This is a genomic window from Schlesneria paludicola DSM 18645 (assembly GCF_000255655.1).
Classification (GTDB): Bacteria; Planctomycetota; Planctomycetia; order Planctomycetales; family Planctomycetaceae; genus Schlesneria; species Schlesneria paludicola.
Genome location: NZ_JH636434.1, coordinates 198489 through 217144, shown reverse-complemented (window position 1 = coordinate 217144; position 18656 = coordinate 198489). Strand labels below are relative to the sequence as shown.

Sequence of the window (18656 nt, the reverse complement as noted above, 5' to 3'; positions counted from 1 at the left end):
GAATATTGACGGCTCACCAGTCGCGAAAACCCAATACGCCAATCTCCGCAAAATGAGGGGAATCCACGTGCCCGCCGGTCGCCACTTGTCGAGCAGCATGGCTGAGCGGCCACGTCGAGGAATTCGCTGCGGGTCTGCGAACGATGCTCGTCAACGTGTCAGGGCAGGGTGGTTGGTCACATCTGCTCAGCCATCGACAGCCAACCCTTTCTCAATACGAATCCTGCGGACTTCTGCCAAAATCTGATCCACGACCTGCCCGTTTTGCTCAAGAGCCCGGAATTCCAGCCAATTCACAAGCAGATTGACCCCAATCGTTGCCATGGCAGCGATGAGATGAAGGTTGGCAAGCGAGACGCCTCCCCAGCTTTTCGCTTGCATCGGCGATGCCGGGTCGGCAGCCGCGCCAAACGCGCCGGTCACCACCAGCATTATGAAGCAGATCACCATCAGTGGAATCGTGCGGTACTTGATTCGGGCGCTTCTGGCATGAAACTCAGGGTTAAGCCGATACGCCTGGCTGGTCTCTTCGATCCACCGACCAGTTCCCATGAAATAGGTCAGCACAATGGCGTGAACCATGGTCGCCAGCACCAGCCCGGCCAGTGCGGCAAGAAAGTGGTACTGCACCCCCGCCTGAACCGCTGCGGATCTCACCTTGGGGTCATCGATCATCAACCCGAGCACCATTGCGACAATCAGCGAGGCTGAACTGATGAACGACAACGGCAGAAAGATTCGATCCACGATCACGACCACCTGAGTGAGGGTTGACGACGAATCCTGGCCACGATGGGCCGTAAGAGAGGTCTTGACGAACTCAATCACAACGATTCTTCACTCAGCACCCGCCCCGAGGACACCCTCAGGCGCTCCATCGCGGCGGAATGATCTCAATGGAACAATCGCCGGTGCCAATCTTCGCTGTGCAGGTCAACTTCCGTCAACCACGACAGGTCAGCATCCCGCTCAGATGCACTTTTGCGAAGCGATCGCCAGGAAACGAGCGAGATTTAGTTGCGCTCGTTCAATCGCTGCCGAATGTAATCGGCACGCGCAACGTTCCGATCAACGGTATCGAGCTTCTCGTGGCGAATCTTTTGCAAATGGGCAGGCTGAGTATGGATGAACAGCGCATTCACAGTCGGAATCTCGAGATCATCGATCAGGCCAAGGTTGATTCCGAGTCGAACGCTCGATAGTAAATCCATCGTTTCTTCGGAGCTAATTGTGCGTGCCGTCTTCAGGATGCCATACGCCCGCGACACCTGATCGTGCAGTCCCTGTCGCTTTTCGCTGACGAGGGCCTGGCGTACGCGGCGTTCATAAGAAACAATATTCGGCACCACGTCCTGAATCGTGCGAATCAGTTTGGCTTCGCTTTTGCCCAGCGTCACTTGATTGGAGATTTGATAAAAATCGCCCATCGCCTGACTGCCTTCGCCGTACAGGCCCCGAACCGCCAGATTAATCTTCTGCAGCGCCTGAAACACCTTCTGAATTTCTTTGGTGTGAACGAGCGCCGGAAGATGCATGAGCACGCTGACTCGAATTCCTGTGCCGCAATTGGTGGGGCAAGCCGTCAGATAGCCCAATTTGTCGCTAAACGCATATGTTCGCTCTGACTCAATTGCGTCGTCGATCGCGTCGATCTCGCTCCAGCACTCATCGAGCGCGAATCCGCTTCTTAATACCTGGATGCGTAGATGGTCTTCTTCATTGACCATCACGCTGATGTTTTCTTCGTCGCTGATGCCGACGCCGCGTTGCCCGTGGGACTCCGAATGCTCGCGGCTAATCAGCTGTCGCTCCACGAGCATTTGCCGGTCGATCAACTCCAGGGCACTGACCGAAATGTAATTCAGCTTGCGTCCGGCCGGATTCTTTTCAATGAGCGTGCGAAGCGACTCTTCAATTTCAGCTCGTACGGAATCGTCCGCGCGGCTGGGAAACGGATACTGAGCCAGATTGCGGGCAAGCCGAATCCGACTCGACATGACAATGTCAGAATCGGGGCCGGTCGCTTTCAGCCATTCGCCGCTGGTACGGGTCAAGGACTCAAGGTCCACATTGGTCCCTTCGATCAAACGCGTATTGGAATTTCTTTTGCGATCGCACCAGGCCGCGGGGCGGCGAGGTGTATCAATCTCGAGTCAGTCGTTACCTGTTACGGCTCAAACTCTTTCGGAATCTGAGTCGGCTCGGATTCGACTTCGCCTTCTTCAAGCTGGCGGATCGAATCACGAATCCGCGCAGCGTCTTCGTAGCGTTCTTCCTCAATCGACGATCGAAGCTCATTTCGCAGCTTGATCAACCTGAACTGCAATTGGCTTGACTGCGGCGATCGTTTCGGGATCTTTCCGACATGGTTCGTCTCGCCGTGGATATTTTCCAGCAGCGGCAGCAGCTGATCCTCAAACACAAGGTAGTCGTGTGGGCAGCCCAGACGACCTTGTGCGCGAAACTCTTTGAAGGCAATTCCGCAATTCGGACAGAGCTGCAGCTCCAGATCGTCCAAACTGGCCTCGTCACCGTCACTGTCAGGCTCGGGGACCGCGTCGGGCTTCGAGGGCTGTGCGTGGCTGAGATACTCTTTCGCGCAGCTCTCGCACAGATGCAACGCCTGGACTTCGCCTTGGCGCAGTTCGGTAATATGCAGTACAGCAGGTTTGGAGCAACGTCCGCATTTCATAACTGGCACGCGAGGCTGGAATGAGGATCGACGAAACCAAGGCGATTCTAGAAGCGAACCTCTGGAAAGGAAAGCTAGACCTTGTCGGCATTTCTGATGGATGACGGAGAACGCCCAACCGTCACGATTGCGTGCTTCGACAGGAGCAAGACGGGAAGCGACGGGGATCAGTCCCCGCGAGCCAAAAGAAAGCAAGCCCGTTCCCAGCCACTCGATGAGGAGATTGTGGTCTCCTTGCCCGAGAAGAGACACGCTACTAGAATTCGGCACAGGCTTGGATGGCCTGATGCGATTGCAACGTCTGGTCCAGTTTTACGGATTTTACCCTTCGTGATAGTCATTGATTCGCGACCGAATTTGTCCGTACCTGCCCAAAGTCGCGATCGAGCCTATGATCTGAACTAGATTTTCGAGTGACACCCCCGTTCGAAATCCGAGAGATGTTTCCGTCTCCCACAACCCTGGAGGCTTCGTGATGTACGAGCGATTCACTGATCGCGCCCGCAAAGTCATGCAACTGGCCAATCAAGAAGCCCAGCGATTCAACCACGAGTACATCGGCACCGAGCACATCCTGCTTGGTCTGGTGAAGGAAGGTTCCGGCGTTGCCGCGAACGTCCTGAAAAACCTCGAGGTGGATCTGCGAAAGATTCGGTTGGAAGTTGAGAAGATTGTTCAATCGGGACCTGACATGGTCACGATGGGCAAGCTGCCACAGACGCCGCGGGCGAAAAAAGTTGTTGAGTATGCCATGGAAGAGGCACGCAACTTAAACCACAACTACGTCGGTACCGAGCATCTGTTGCTCGGACTGATTCGAGAACAAGAAGGCGTCGCCGCCCAAGTCCTGATGAACCTGGGGCTGAAGTTGGAAGACGTCCGCGAAGAAGTCCTGAACCTGCTGGGCCATGGTGTCGAAGGAGCCGGTGAAGGCTCGTCGGAACGTGCGGGCAGTGGCCAGGCCGGTCCGTCAGGGAAAACTCCCAAAAGCAAAACGCCGGCACTGGACAGTTTTGGTCGCGACCTGACCGAGCTGGCTCGGCAGACAAAGCTTGACCCAGTCATCGGTCGATCGAACGAGATCGAACGCGTGATCCAGATCCTGTGCCGTCGCCAAAAGAACAACCCGGTGCTGCTTGGTGAAGCGGGCGTCGGTAAGACCGCCATCGTCGAAGGGTTCGCCCAGATGGTGGTCAACGGAGAAGTGCCAGAACTGTTGCGCGACAAGCGAATCGTGGTCCTCGACCTGGCGATGATGGTCGCTGGAACCAAGTACCGTGGGCAGTTCGAAGAACGCATCAAGGCCGTGATGAACGAAGTGAAGCGTGCGAAGAACACGATTCTGTTCATCGATGAGTTGCACACATTGGTCGGTGCCGGTGGTGCCGAAGGGGCCATCGACGCGTCCAACGTGCTGAAACCCGCCCTGAGCCGCGGTGAGATCCAGTGTATCGGTGCGACAACCCTCGATGAATACCGCAAGTACATCGAAAAAGACGGGGCGCTCGAACGACGATTCCAGACGGTCATTGTTGAGCCGCCGTCACCTGCACAGACCATCGAAATCCTGAAGGGACTGCGCGACCGCTACGAGCAACACCATCGGGTTCAGATCACCGACGATGCATTGGCCAAGGCCGTCGAATTGTCCACCCGGTACATCACAGCTCGCTGTCTGCCGGACAAGGCCATCGACGTCATCGACGAATCGGGCGCCCGCATCCGCTTGAAGTCGATGGTCCGACCGCCCGATCTCAAGGAGCTGGAAGAAGAAGTCGAACGCCTGAATACCGCGAAAGAAGAAGCGGTGGCGAACCAGGACTTCGAGAAAGCTGCTTCGCTGCGCGATCAAGCGGATAAGCTGAAGAAAAAGAAGGAAAATATCAACAAGGACTGGCGTGAGAAGTCCAAAGAGAAAGAGGGCGTCGTCGACGCGGAAGTGATCGCGGAAGTCGTCGCCAAGATGACGGGGATTCCGCTGACGCGTTTGTCGAGCGAAGACGCGGTCCGACTTCTCAAGATGGAAGAAGAGCTGCATCGTCGCGTTGTCAGCCAGAACGAAGCGATCAAGCAGGTTGCGAAGTGCGTTCGACGCAGTCGCAGTGGCCTGAAAGATCCGCGTCGTCCGACAGGGGTGTTCCTATTCGCCGGCCCGACCGGTGTGGGAAAGACCCTGACTGCCAAGACGCTGGCTGAGTTCATGTTCGGTGATCAGGATGCCCTGATCCAGATCGACATGAGCGAATATATGGAGAAGCACAACGTCAGCCGTCTGATCGGCGCTCCTCCTGGCTATGTTGGGTTCGAAGACGGTGGGCAATTGACGGAAAAAATCCGCCGACGACCTTACTCCGTCGTTCTGCTAGACGAAATTGAAAAAGCCCACCCGGACGTTTTCAACATGCTCCTGCAGATCATGGAAGAAGGGCACTTGACGGACAGCTTTGGCCGGAAAGTCGACTTCAAGAACACGATCTTGATTATGACCACCAACGCAGGTGCGGTTGCGATCAATAACGAGTTCGGGTTCGCTCCGAAGGACAACGACACCAGCTATGATCGCATGAAAGAACGTCTACAACACGAACTCGAACGTGAATTCAAACCTGAATTCATCGGTCGATTGGATGAAGTCGTCGTCTTCCGTTCGCTCACCGAAGAGAACCTGAAACAGATTGTTGAGATCGAGCTTGCCAAGGTTCGCGAACGCCTCACCGAAAAGGGTCTGTCCCTGATTCTGAGCAACGAAGCCAAGCAGTTCATCATCGAGAAGGGCAATGCCACGGAATACGGAGCTCGTCCGCTTCGTCGCGCTGTGGAGACCTATATCGAAGATCCAATGTCCGAAAACCTGTTGCAGGGGCTGTTTGAGGGCTCTAACACCATCACCGTCAAGGTGAAGGAAGTTGGCGACCAGAAACAGCTCGATTTCGAAGCCTCGACACAGGAAGTTGCACCGCCGACTGAACTTGTCGAAGCCGAATCGACTTAATTTCTGCCTCACACTGACTGCGGTTCGCTCAAATGGCGAAGAGCCCGATCGAGAACTCGATCGGGCTCTTTTTTTATTGCGACAGTAACTTATTGTGAATTCAGCAGATGGAACGATCCGACAATCGTCGTAGATTTACTTCGAGAAGGGTTGGACTTTGATTTGCGAGAGGGAAACAGAAACACCAACGCGGCTTCCCCAATTTGCCCTGCGTAGTTAGAATCCCGCGCGAACTTCGTGTGGCAAGATTCAACGAGGAGTCTCGGCGCGAAGGGTGTTTGGTGAAAGTTTATCACTGAATCTGGAAGAGGTTGCAGCAAGTTTCCTCAATGGAACTGAGGCGCTCTCAGGCTTGACGAAATCATTGCTGACCAAGGGATAAAGGAGTTCATAGTGGTCGTTCGAAAGCTTGCCCTGGTTCTCGGCTGTTTGCTAACGCTTTTCGCCGGCAGTGTTTCCGCACAGTCGGAAGCGAAAATCCGCGTTGTCGCGCCTAGTATCTCTCAAATTTACGACGACCTGCAGTGGCTCATCGAACAGAGTCCTACGGCCGATTTGAAAAAGCAATGGGCTGAACTCAAGAACAACCTGTTGGATGCCTTCACCCAAGGGGTTGATCTCAAGAAGCCGCTGGAAATCGACGTCGTTTTTCGAAAAAGCGATCTTTCGTACGACTGGCGCGTTCCAATCGACGTCTTGACAAAAAAGAATGTCGGATTCCTCGAAGGCATTGAGGGGATGGGTTTCAAGAAGAAAGAAATCACCCCAAAAGTTTATTACGAGTTCGCCGAGAAGAACAAGAAGCCCTATTACCTGCGTCACGACAAGGGTTACGCCTGGATTTCGATGGAGAAATCCGCCGTTCCCGGCAATCCGCCTCTTGCCACCCAGGACATGGCGGCCCTGCTTGCGCAGAACAAGGACATCGTTGCCGAGCTGAAAAACGACGCCGCTAGCATGACGAGCCGTCGCGACACCTTCAAAGAACTCCGTAAGCAATTTGAAGCGTTGATCAAGTTTCAGCGAAACGAAGACAAGAACGCCTTCGAACTGCGGAAGCTGGCCCTGATCCAGCAACTCAACGAAGCCGAGCGATTCATCGTTGAATCAGACACACTCGCCGTGGGCTGGACCACGACGACCAGCGGACCGAAGCCCACCGGCCGGGGTGACGTATCGGTGACCGCATTACCTGGGACCGATCTGCAAAAGAGCATCGAACAGTTCGCGGTCAAACCGAGCTACTTCGCGAATGTGGAATTGCATCCTGACGCATTGGCAACTGGCCGAATCACGTTCCCACTCGATCCAATGCGGATCAAACACGCCAAAGACTTCTACGCGGCTGTACGACCGACGTTGGAGATCGAGATCAAGGCTCGTGAGGGAAAGACCGACGACGAGAAAGTCGCGTTGAAACAAGGGATGAACAAGTTCCTTGACATGCTGGACGTCGGTGCGGATCTCGGTGTGGTCGACGCCTTTATTGACGTTCACGCCACGGCTCCCAAGAAGAATGTGATGGTTTGCGGGATTCGTGCGGCGGATGGCAAGGTCGCCGATGAGATCATCAATCTGCTTCCAAAGATGAAGTCCGACTGGCAGGTCAAGCCGCTTGAAGAATACGGCGGTGTCAGCATTTTCGAACTCACCATTCCTGAGACTCGGAAGGCTTCGTTCCAGCGAATCTTTGCCGGTGAAACGGCGTTGTACGTCGGAACGAGCAAAGACGCTGTGTGGGGTGCCGCCGGTGCTGAAGGCCTGGCTCAACTGAAGGTCGCCATCGACAAGACTGCCGCCCCCGCTTCGGAAAAGGTCGATCCGATCGTGATCAGCTATCTGTTCAACGTCTCGAAACTGATGACGCTGATGGAGATCGTCGAGAAGGAAACACCAAAACCAGTTGGCAAAGAGCAGATTCAGCGTCAGAAGGACCTCGAAAAATATCGCAACCTGGCGGACGCGTCGATGAAGGACTGCACCCCCTTGGTGACTGGCGAACTGAAGCGTACAGACAATAAGATCGAAGGATTCCTCGAACTGAACGAATGCGTGCTGAAATATATTGGCGCGATGATCGCCGATGGCACGAAGGCCCTGCAGTAACGGGAAACCTTAAAGGACCAGAGTCTGTGGCAAACTCGGGCGGTTTTTTTAATGATCTGAAAATCATTTGGCACATGGCCGTGACGGGTGGTCGCGGCCAGACCCATGAAGAACGGCTTGAGAATTTCTATTCCGGCCAGGCAGCGGGATACGATTCATTTCGCAAACGCCTGCTGCATGGACGCGAGCAACTGTTTCAATCGCTGCCCGCCCCCGCGGGCGGCGTCTGGGTCGATCTGGGAGCCGGAACCGGTGAGAACGCCGAGAACTGGGGCCCCCGGCTGAGTGAATTCTCAAACGCCTATCTGATCGACCTTTCATCCTCGCTCTTGAAAGTCGCAGAACAGCGGATTCAGGCGCGGGGCTGGAACAACGTCCACGCCGTTCACGGCGATGCGACGCAATTTGTCCCGCCCGAGGGTTCCGCAGACGTCGTCACCTGCTCGTACTCGCTCACGATGATTCCTGACTGGTTTTTGGCCATGGATCACGCGCTGCGAATCCTGAAACCTGGTGGAACATTCGGCGTTGTGGATTTCTTCGTTGCCCGGAAATGGCCCGCAGAGGGGCTGATCAAGCATGGCTGGTCGACACGAACGCTATGGCAGGCGTGGTTCGCCAACGACAATGTGTTCCTGAACCCAGACCACATTCCTTATCTGCAGAGCCACTTCGAAACCGTGTCGCTGAACCAAGAGCGAGGCAAGGTTCCCTATTTGCCATTTGTTCGAGCGCCCTACTATCGATTCGTCGGGCGGAAGCCGCTGAACTGACAATTCGATCAGCGCGGCTTCAGAACATCATCCGCTTCGGGCAAGATCTGGCACTCGCCGTTTCAAGCGAGTTGACCGACGACAAGGCGGAATTGTCCGTCGGTCAATTGCCCGCCAATCTCGCGCAACTCAAGCCGTCACCACAACAGCAGCTACTCAGTCGGCGGGGCCGCAGAGACCACAACCTTACTTGGCCGAATCACGCGGTCATGCAACGTATATCCACGCTCAACATCGTTCAGGACGGTCATCGGTGGATGGTCGGCTGACGGAACCTGACTGATCGCTTCGTGAAGGTTCGGATCGAATGGTTGTCCAACCGCAGTGATCGGCTTTGCTCCATGGCCCGCCAGAATCGATTCCCACTGCTTGAGCGTCAATTGCACGCCATTCAGAAGGTCATCAAAGTTCTTCGCCTGCGATGCCGCAAAGATGGCACGGTCGAGGCCGTCGAAAACTGGCAATAGCGATTTCAGAATCGGTGCGGCCTGGTACTTGCGCTCGTCGTCCATCTCACGATAAACGCGTTTGCGGAAGTTCTCGAGATCCGCCATGGCGCGGGCCCACTTATCCTTGAACTGATCACGCTCTTCATTGGCCGCCTGCAGTTGCTCTTTGAGCGTGGCGGGGGCAGAGGCATCAGCGGGGGTGGTTTCGTCTTTGGGTTCGGTCATTTTTATGAATCCTTTTGAGCGATATTCGAATGACGGAATGCTGTTGCTGACAACGTCGTGCAAAAGGCAGAGGCAGTGTCGATCTGGGCAGGCATCATGGGACCGGTTCCAATTGCGACCGACACCCTGATTATGATCTTTTGACGTGCCTCATCCTTTGCTCATTCCGCCTCTTCGTCCTTGGAAAAGAATGTTTTCAATGAGTCAAAAAACGTCTTACGCTGCGGTGAAACCTGCTTGTCATCCAGTTCCGCGAGCTGCCGCAGCAGTTCTTCCTGCTTCTTGTTGAGTTTCTTAGGCACTTCAACATGAAACTGAACGAGCAGATCACCGCGTGGTCCGCCGTGGGGATCGGGCATTCCCTGGCTTTTCAGCCGAAAGACTTCGCCCGGTTGGGTTCCGGGCGGAACCGTAATGTTGTGTTTTCCCGTCAGAATTGGAATATCGAGCTGGGTTCCGAGAGCGGCTTGAGCAAACGTGATCGGCACGTCACACATCAAGTTGCGTCCATCGCGGTTGAACAACGGATGCGTCTTCACGCGAATGTCGACGTAAAGATCTCCCGGTGGACCGCCACTTTCGCCGACTTCGCCCTCACCGCGAAGCACCAGTTGCATTCCGTTATCAATTCCGGCGGGGACTTTCACTTCCAGCTTGCTGGACTGGCTGATCACACGTTGGCCACGGCAATCAGGGCACTTCTCTCGGATTGACGTTCCGCGTCCGCGACATGACGGACAGGTCGTCTGAACGCGAAAAAAGCCCTGCGATTGAATGACCTGCCCTCGGCCATCGCAGTAGTCGCATTTGACCGGTTGCGTCCCCGGCTTGGCTCCTGAGCCATTGCAGGTGACGCACGAGACATGCTTTTCGATTTCGATCTCTCGGGTGCAACCGACGGCGGCGTCCAAAAGTTCGATGGTCAGCGACGTCTGAAGGCTGTCGCCTTTTCGTGGCCGCGGACCACCGCCCTGGCGGCGCCCACCGCCGCCGAAAATGTCGCCAAACATGTCTCCGAAGGCTTCGAAGATATCTCCGACGTCCTGAAAACCACCTCCGCCACCGGCCCCCATTTCGACGCCGGCATGGCCGAATCGATCGTAGCGGGCTCGCTTGTCGGGGTTGCTCAGGATATCGAACGCTTCGGCGGCCTCTTTGAATGCCGTCACCGCGGACGCATCACCTGGGTTTCGATCCGGATGGTACTTTCCGGCAAGCTTACGATAGGCGCGCTTGATCTCGTCGTCCGACGCCGACTTGGCAACACCCAGAACTTCATAAAAATCACGCTTGGTCGCCATCACGGCTCCGCTCCAAGTCCCTGGCCGACAGAAACACGCCGCCCCACATAGACAACGAACCGCCGGAGAATGCTCCGGCGGCTCGATCATTGTCATTCATTATCCAGATCGGACAAGTCGATTCGTCCGGTTCAGATTATCGAACCGAACCTTCGACCTTGGACTTTGCCTTACCATCGGTATCTTCGCTACGTGTCACGAGAACCTGAGTGGTCAGCATCAGGCCAGCGATCGACGATGCGTTGCGAAGTGCACTCTTCACAACCTTTGCGGGATCGATGATCCCGGCCTTGTACATATCGACGTACTTGCCGGCATTGGCATCATAACCCGTGTTCGTCGGCATGCCGCGGACTTCGTCCGCGATCACGCTGCCGTCCAGACCGCAGTTTGCGACGATCTGTCGAATCGGGCCTTCTAGAGCCTTGGCGATGATGTGAACGCCGATCTTCTCGTCGCCCTTCGCCTTGACTTCATTGACCGCGGTGATGGCTCGCAGCAATGCAACACCACCACCGGGCAGAATCCCTTCTTCGACGGCGGCACGGGTCGCATGCAATGCGTCTTCCATGCGGGCCTTCGTCTGCTTCATTTCTGCTTCCGTGGCCGCTCCGACCGAAATGATGGCGACACCGCCGGTCATCTTGGCCAATCGTTCCTGGAACTTTTCGCGATCGTATTCACTCTCGGTCGCTTCGATCTGTCGACGAATCTGATCAACACGAGCCTTAATCTGCTCTTTGTCGCCAGCGCCGTCGATGATCGTGCAGGTGTCCTTGGTGACTTCCACTTTCTTGGCGCGGCCAAGTTGTGACAGTTCCACGGCTTCCAGCTTGATTCCGAGGTCTTCGGAAATCAGCGTGCCGCCCGTCTGCACGGCCATATCACCCATCATGGCCTTGCGGCGATCGCCGAAGCCAGGTGCCTTTACGGCACAAATGTTGAGGACGCCACGCAACTTGTTGACGACCAGTGCCGTCAATGCTTCGCTGTCAACGTCTTCTGCGACGACGAGCAACGGCTTGCTGCGCTGGGCCACCTTCTCGAGCAGCGGAACGAATTCACGCAGGCTGGAGATCTTCTTTTCGAACAGCAGGATGTAGCAGTCTTCCAGGACGCACTGCATCGATTCCGGGCTGTTGACGAAGTAGGGGGAGATGTAACCCTTATCGAACTGAAGCCCTTCGGCCAGTTCGAGCGTCGTGGTGTTTCCCTTACCTTCTTCAACGGTGATCACGCCATCACGGCCGACCTTTTCCATCGCATCCGCGATCAAGTCGCCCACGACGCGGTCGTTGTTGGCCGAGATCGAACCGATCTGAGCGATCTCTTCCTTCTTTTCGACAGGCTTCGCCATCTTTTCGACGAACGCGATCGCCGCATCGACGGCCTTTTCGATTCCCTTGCGGACCACGGTGGGATTTGCACCGAGTGTCAGGCTGCGAAGCCCTTCGCTGTAAATCGATCGAGCAAGAACCGTTGCGGTTGTCGTCCCGTCGCCGGCGACGTCGCTGGTCTTCGAAGCGACTTCGTTGACGAGCTTCGCGCCCATGTTCTCGTATGGGTCTTCGAGTTCGACTTCTTTCGAAACCGTGACGCCGTCCTTGGTAACGACGGGGTTGCCGAACGATTTGTCGATGATGACGTTACGTCCAGTTGGACCCATCGTCACGGCAACAGCCTTTGCCAGCGTTTCCACGCCATGCAACAACTTGATGCGTGCACGATCTTCAAACAACAGTTGCTTAGCCACGACGGGGCTCCTGTGGAAAAATGAGTATGCGAAAATTCGTATGCAAGGACGTCCGCAACGGAATGGACTTCAAAAACGGTTCATGCGAGACAGTTTTCGGTCCTCGCATGAACCGCTCGAGTCAGTTGCGACTTCGTCCGTAATCAGGCGATCACCTTGGCGAGAATGTCCGACTCGCGCAGGATCTTGATATCCTTCTTGTCGACTTCGATTTCGGTCCCGCCGTACTTCGCGAACAGGACTTCATCGCCAATCGCGACGGCGATTGGTGATCGTTCACCACTGTCGAGCAACCGACCGGGACCGACGGCGATCACCTTTCCGCGCTGGGGCTTTTCCTTGGCGGTATCTGGCAGCACGATGCCGCCAGCGGTCTTTTCTTCGGCGGTCAGCGGTTCGACAACAACACGATCATCCAAAGGCTTCAATTTCATCGTTGACATCTCCTGCGTTTCGTTGGAGGAATTCCGTATCGAAAAGTCTGCGATCGATTCAGTCATCCGCAGACAGCGAAAATAGCGAACTGGCACATTGCGGGACATCCGGCGACTGGCCAAGGTTGCCCCGCATTCGCGAACGAACAGCACAACGGCTTAGAAGCCGCCCATGCCACCCATTCCGCCCATGCCTCCCATGCCCATTCCGCCCATGCCACCCATTCCCATTCCACCCATACCGCCGCCATCGTGATGGTCGTCGTGGTGGTGGTCGTCTTCTTTCGGCTTTGGAGCTTCAACAACGATCGAATCGGTCGTCAGGAGCAGGCAGGCCACGCTGGCGGCATTCTGCAGTGCGGAACGCACAACCTTCGTTGGGTCTACAACGCCGAAGTCAAACATGTCGCCATAGCGTTCGTTCAACGCGTCATAGCCGTAGGACTTTTCCTTCGACTTCTTCACGTTGTTCGCCACCACAGCACCATCCAGACCGGCGTTTTCAGCGATGGTTCGCAGCGGCATCTCAAGCACGCTCTTCACCAGCGTCACGCCGTGTTGTTCGTCGCCAGCCAGCTTCAGCTTTTCGACGGCGCCCAGACATCGCAACAGTGCCACACCACCGCCGGGAACGATCCCTTCTTCGATGGCAGCACGCGTTGCGGCCAACGCATCGTCGATCAGATCCTTGCGTTCCTTCATTTCGGTTTCGGTGTGAGCACCGACACTGATCTGAGCAACGCCGCCCGCGAGCTTCGCGAGACGTTCTTGGAGCTTTTCGCGATCGTATTCGCTGTCGGTCTTCGCGATTTCGGCGCGAATCAACGCAGCACGACCTTCGATTTCCGCCTTCTTACCGGCCCCTTGAACCACCGTGGTGTTCTCGGCGTCGATACGAATCTTCTTTGCGACACCCAGGTCGCTCAGTTCGACGTTTTCAAGCTTCAGCCCCAGGTCCTTGAAGACGGCCTTACCGTTTGTCAGCACGGCGATGTCTTCGAGCATGGCCTTACGGCGATCGCCGTAACCAGGAGCCTTCACGGCGGCGACCTTCAGAATCCCGCGCATCTTGTTGACCACGAGCGTCGCCAAGGCTTCGCCTTCGACGTCTTCGGCGATGATCAGCAAGGGCACGCCGGCCTTCGAGGTCTTTTCGAGCAATGGAACCAGCGACTTGGCGCTGCTGATTTTTTCCTCGTAAATCAGAACACGGCAGTTATCCAGCTCAACCGTCTGGCTGTCTTGATCGGTGACGAAATGCGGCGAGAGATAACCCCGCTCGAACTGCATCCCTTCGACCAATTCCACTTCCGTGGCGATCTGGCGGCCTTCTTCGACGGTGATGACGCCGTCTTTGCCAACCTTCATCAACGCTTCAGAAAGGATCTTGCCCACTTCTGGATCATTGTTTCCAGCGATGCTCGCGACTTCTGCCACGGCCTTCTTGTCGCTGGCATTCACAGACTTGGCAAGCTTCTTTAGCTCTTCGGTGACGGCGTCAACCGCCTTCTGAACACCCCGGCTGAGTGCCATTGGGTCCGAGCCACTGGCGACGAATCGCAAGCCATTCTTATAGATCGCTTCGGCCAGCACCGTCGCCGTCGTGGTGCCGTCGCCAGCTACATCGCCGGTTTTCGACGCCGCTTCTTTCACCAATTGCACGCCCATGTTCTGGAACTTGTCTTCCAGATCAATGTCTTGTGCAACGGTTACGCCGTCCTTCGTCACCTTGGGCGAACCCCACCCTTTATCGAGAACCGCGTTACGACCGCGAGGGCCGAGCGTGCTCTTCACGGCGCGCGACAACTTCGAAACGCCTTCCAACAGACTCTTACGAGCCTCTTCATCAAAACTGATCAGCTTGGCCACAGCGACTCCTCAACCAACAAGACAGACTTGGTGGGGCGACTCAATTTCCACGCAACACACCCACAGCGACACTACTCACGCCAAATTGCGGAACACGTCACCAGAGTGAAGTGAGCCGAACCATGCCAGCCCCGCCAACACGGCCGACAATTCGACACAAAGGAGCACTTAGCAAGCTCTGTGCCGACTGCACAAGAAACGTCGTAACTCATTTGTTCAAAACGAGTTTTAAATGTCGTGACAATTTCGGCATTTTGGAGCCCTGCCATGTTGGCAGCGAAATCGAGATTTCAGCAGGGGGGCGATGGCCCGCGAAATCAAAATACGTTGACGCCCAGACGCCGCGAATCGGTGTCAATTTCCCGTGAAGTTCGGTGGTCGTTTGTTCACAAAGTGCGCCACGCCTTCTTTGAAGTCGTCACACTGAAAGCTTTTCAGCATCTCCTCATTCGCGACATCAATCGCGACCTCCAATGTCTGAAACTGCGCTTCGTAAACCTGTCGTTTCATCACACGCAGTGACCGCGGCGAGACCTTATCCGCCAGTTCGCGCGCGTAGCTGCGGACTTCGGCCAGGAATTCAGATTGAGGCATCACTCGGCTGATCAAACCCATCCGAAGAGCTTCTGCCGAGTCAATAAGTCGCGCGGAGTAGAGAAGATCCAGGGCGTTTGCCATGCCGATCAACCGCGGCAGCATCCAACTGATACCGTGCTCTGCAATCAGCCCGCGACGTGAGAATGCCGTGCTGAACTTCGCCTGGTCGGATGCAAATCGCAGGTCACAGTAAAGCGAAATGGCAAACCCCAAGCCGACTGTTGGCCCGTTGAGTGCCCCGATGATCGGCTTCGAAATTGCTGGGAAGTACGAGTACGTCTTTCGAAAATCCGCACGAACGTCTGGCTGAGACAACTCGCCCGGCCCCGCCGCGAGCTGCGCCTTCAGCTGCGTCAAGACGTCACCACCTGTTGAGACGGCGTCAAGACTCTGCAGGTCGGCGCCCGCACAGAATCCGCGACCTGCGCCGGTCAGAATGATGACGCGTACGCCGGGATCGCAATCCGCCTGCTTGAGCGCTTCAAAGACCTCCGACTCCATGACCGGAGTCCACGCGTTCAACCGATCGGGCCGGTTCAGGGTGAGCGTGGCAATCCGTTCCGACACGTCGTACAGAATCTGTTCGTATGCCATGTGAATGGGCTCGCTTTGATGAATTGGCCGATGCAAGAGAGGATGGTGTGATTGAATCACTTCGTGCCGGACAGCACTGAATCGGCGTCCAGGCAATCGCCAAGCTATCGGTCTGACCAGCGTTCAGCAAGCCGTTCGAGATCATCGTCCGAAACGGTCGCGATTCGACAAGTGATCCACCCTATTGATGTCGATCCGTTCCGTTCAGGGACGCATCGAGGTCAATCACGCAGATTTGGTTTGTCGTCGCATCGCCGTCTCCCTTTGATCGCACGAAGGCGATCTGCAAACCATCGGGGGAAATGACGCTGGCCTCTTTTCGAACTTCGCCCAAAGGATGCGGCAATGCAGGCTTGAGTTCGGCTTCCACATCCGACTCTGCGGATTGCTTGGTTATCGGACGCGTTTCTCCTGTTCGCGAATCTGTCAGGCAGACATGGCCTGCCATACTGTGGGCGATCCAACGACCATTACGGCTCCAGGACATGGCAGAGCTGATGTCAAAGGCATTTCGTGTCAGTTGTTTCATCTCACCCGTTGCGGGGGAGACCGTCCAGATCTGCGAAACACCCGTGTCATCTTTCATCAGGAAGGCAATTCGAGAACCGTCCGGTGCGCTGCGCAACCAGTGTCGAGTCCCTTGAAGCCCCGGAAAACGACGATCGGCCGTTCGCGTTAAACGGCGCTGACTCACCCCTGGCAGTGTTTCTAGACGTCCTGCCCCGGTGAGTTGATTGAGCTTCGAGACATCGACGGGCAGTTGATCGGGAAGGTCGACCACAAAGACTTCCGTCACCTCCAGCCCGGCTTGCGTGACGACCTGGCCCTGGAACGCGATGGAGCGCTGCTGGCGTGTCCCGTCGGCGCGAACGTAGCCGCGGTTTCCAATCCAGCCTTCCTCGTTGGCTCGTTTGATTTCGTCCGAGCCAGGACGTGGGTTGGGAACAGTCTGAGTGACCAGGGTACAGAACCAGTCGGCGTCATGATTCCGCGGGTGTCCTGGTTTGACCTGCACCTTCTGATTCGGGACCGCCACACCAATGTCGCGTAGTCCGGGTTCCGTCAGGGCGTCATTATATGTGAAGGCGACCCAGTCTCCGTCCGAGTCCCAGACGTGAACATGGCTTCCCCCGCGCAGGGCACCGGGAGTCGGCGGCGCAACGAGATCTCGGGCATCCAGTCGCGAATACACTCCCGGTCTTCGAGTATCCACGACAACACCCTGTCGATGATTCGGTCCGTACCTCCAGTCAGCGGTGGGATGTTCGGGCCCCAGAATGAATACGACGAACGGTTGATGAGGATGATACGTTGCGACCCCGCACTTCGCTCCGTTCTGAGACTCGTAGACGACTCGCACATCCCCCGATTCGACATGCACCGCTTCAATGCGTGCACCGTCGAACTTGTCTCCTGCGGGGTCCGAGCGGACGTCATAAATCAGCCACTGGCTGTCGGGCGACCAGACCCCCGTGTTTGTGAGAATGCGTCCACCGGCACCGCGTGTTATCTGCCGTTCTTCGCCAAAGATTGGATTCACGTAATCAGCACCAGAGGTCGAGTGATTTGCCAGCACCACGAGTAAGAACCCCACACATCTCGCGGCGATCGATTCGTCGCACCGATCAGATCGTCGCCACATCCGCATCAATCCTGCATTCGTGATTGGTTTCCGCGAAGCATCGTTAGATCGACATTGCTTCCATAAGTTGACGGCAGGCCTAATTCACGCGGGGATGATGTCAGACTCATTCTGATCGTGCAACAGTCGTCCGAGGGGTGAGCGGATCAAAGATCGTGGCCCGTTGAAATATGGGGATTGGCTCCGCCCAAATTCGAAAACATCACGACGTTGTCTGAACCAAAATCCCCGTTTCTCATATTTCAAATCCAAGATCCCGAAATCAGGTCATTGACCCAAAAATCGTTGTTGACATCGCTGGCGCACCGTGGCTAGTTTTGTTTATCTACACGACCAGAGGCACTCTGCCGCGATTCATCTATGAATTCAGGTCATTCGCAGCGAACTGTATTCCATGAATCTGATCGCCTGCAGCCCATCAAATCAGACCGCATCGTCCATCCTAAAGATTCCCTCGTTGCCTGTTAAAGCAAACAAGTCAGGCACCTTGGAATGCGCAATAACATTACCACCATCATCACCGCGTTTTCGAATCTGGCCAGCGCCAGTTCCCGTGACTTCGATCACCATTCCAATGGCACTATAGCCCTCAACGACAATTTCTTTGTGGAGACATCGCATGCACACAACTAATGAGGTCATTACGATCGTAAGCGGGCTTCCTCGTTCCGGCACATCCATGATGATGCGAATGCTGGAAGCGGGGGGCCTTCCTCCGCTCATCGATCATATTCGCATCGCAAACGAAGATAATCCTGCGGGCTACTACGAATTCGAGCCCGTCAAACGAACCAAGCAGGATCCATCGTGGTTAGCGAAAGCGCCAGGGCACGCCGTCAAGATGGTTTATCGACTGCTGTACGATCTGCCTGCGACGAATCACTATCGAGTCTTGATGATGCGACGCGAGATCAGTGAAGTGCTTGCTTCACAGCGTACAATGCTCAAACGAGAAGATTTGGACGATCACGTTGCTGACGAGCAAATGGCCGCGGTGTTCAAAGCTGAGCTGGCCCGCACCGACAAATGGTTGGCACTACAGCCAAACTTTTCGGTGCTGAACGTCGATTACAATCGGATCGTGCTGGAGACGGGACCTGTTGTGGCGGAAATCGAAGCGTTTCTCAACGTGGGATTGAATCTGGACGACATGTGCAACGTCATCGATATGGGCTTGTATCGCAATCGTCGAGAGACGTCCGTGACTCGCTAGTCGTCCGGTGATATCG

General features: G+C 55.7%; 14 protein-coding genes. 4 read left to right on the top strand and 10 right to left on the bottom strand.

The features are described from left to right. Positions 1–186: 186 nt before the first annotated feature. The 3 genes from OSO_RS0101185 to OSO_RS41660 form a co-directional block, all read right to left on the bottom strand. On the bottom strand, positions 187–828 hold the full coding sequence (locus OSO_RS0101185) for a hypothetical protein (RefSeq protein ID WP_010581759.1): 642 nt from the start codon (positions 826–828) through the stop codon (positions 187–189). A 185-nt stretch (positions 829–1013) separates the two neighbouring features. Then, a complete protein-coding gene (locus OSO_RS0101180) occupies positions 1014–2069 on the bottom strand; it encodes a protein arginine kinase (protein ID WP_040591764.1) in 1056 nt (351 codons plus the stop codon). Between the two features lie 98 nt (positions 2070–2167). Next, positions 2168–2692: a UvrB/UvrC motif-containing protein gene (locus OSO_RS41660; protein WP_040591561.1), complete on the bottom strand. Its 525-nt coding sequence runs from the start codon at positions 2690–2692 to the stop codon at positions 2168–2170. A gap of 475 nt (positions 2693–3167) precedes the next feature. Here OSO_RS41660 and OSO_RS0101165 point away from each other — a divergent pair, with 475 nt between their 5' ends. The 3 genes from OSO_RS0101165 to OSO_RS0101150 all read left to right on the top strand — a co-directional run bounded on the left by OSO_RS0101165 (position 3168) and on the right by OSO_RS0101150 (position 8563). After that, entirely contained in the window at positions 3168–5684 is a 2517-nt protein-coding gene (locus OSO_RS0101165) for an ATP-dependent Clp protease ATP-binding subunit (protein ID WP_010581756.1), read from the top strand. Positions 5685–6077: 393 nt separating this feature from the next. Next, entirely contained in the window at positions 6078–7790 is a 1713-nt protein-coding gene (locus tag OSO_RS0101155) for a hypothetical protein (RefSeq protein WP_010581755.1), read from the top strand. Positions 7791–7864: 74 nt separating this feature from the next. Beyond that, positions 7865–8563, top strand: a complete 699-nt coding sequence (locus tag OSO_RS0101150) for a class I SAM-dependent methyltransferase (protein WP_050985968.1) — start codon at positions 7865–7867, stop codon at positions 8561–8563. A gap of 152 nt (positions 8564–8715) precedes the next feature. Here the strand turns inward: OSO_RS0101150 and OSO_RS0101145 are convergent, their stop codons facing one another. The 7 genes from OSO_RS0101145 to OSO_RS41655 form a co-directional block, all read right to left on the bottom strand. Then, on the bottom strand, positions 8716–9237 hold the full coding sequence (locus tag OSO_RS0101145; RefSeq protein ID WP_010581753.1) for a nucleotide exchange factor GrpE: 522 nt from the start codon (positions 9235–9237) through the stop codon (positions 8716–8718). 161 nt (positions 9238–9398) lie between these two features. Then, a complete protein-coding gene (dnaJ, locus tag OSO_RS0101135) occupies positions 9399–10538 on the bottom strand; it encodes a molecular chaperone DnaJ (protein WP_010581752.1) in 1140 nt (379 codons plus the stop codon). 136 nt (positions 10539–10674) lie between these two features. Further along, complete coding sequence (gene groL / locus OSO_RS0101130) at positions 10675–12291, bottom strand: chaperonin GroEL (protein WP_010581751.1); 1617 nt, start codon at positions 12289–12291, stop codon at positions 10675–10677. Between the two features lie 143 nt (positions 12292–12434). Beyond that, positions 12435–12725 carry a co-chaperone GroES gene (groES, locus tag OSO_RS0101125; RefSeq protein ID WP_010581750.1) on the bottom strand — a complete coding sequence of 97 codons (291 nt, stop codon included), beginning with the start codon at positions 12723–12725 and terminating at the stop codon, positions 12435–12437. A 159-nt stretch (positions 12726–12884) separates the two neighbouring features. Beyond that, the gene (gene groL, locus OSO_RS0101120) at positions 12885–14594 is read right to left on the bottom strand and encodes a chaperonin GroEL (protein ID WP_010581749.1); all 1710 of its coding nucleotides are present in this window, start codon (positions 14592–14594) and stop codon (positions 12885–12887) included. A gap of 354 nt (positions 14595–14948) precedes the next feature. Continuing rightward, complete coding sequence (locus OSO_RS0101110; protein WP_010581748.1) at positions 14949–15785, bottom strand: enoyl-CoA hydratase; 837 nt, start codon at positions 15783–15785, stop codon at positions 14949–14951. 181 nt (positions 15786–15966) lie between these two features. Further along, complete coding sequence (locus OSO_RS41655) at positions 15967–17427, bottom strand: DUF3748 domain-containing protein (protein WP_010581747.1); 1461 nt, start codon at positions 17425–17427, stop codon at positions 15967–15969. A gap of 619 nt (positions 17428–18046) precedes the next feature. Here OSO_RS41655 and OSO_RS0101090 point away from each other — a divergent pair. Further along, positions 18047–18640, top strand: coding sequence for a sulfotransferase family protein (locus OSO_RS0101090; RefSeq protein WP_010581745.1), 594 nt, complete (start codon positions 18047–18049; stop codon positions 18638–18640). Positions 18641–18656: the final 16 nt, after the last annotated feature.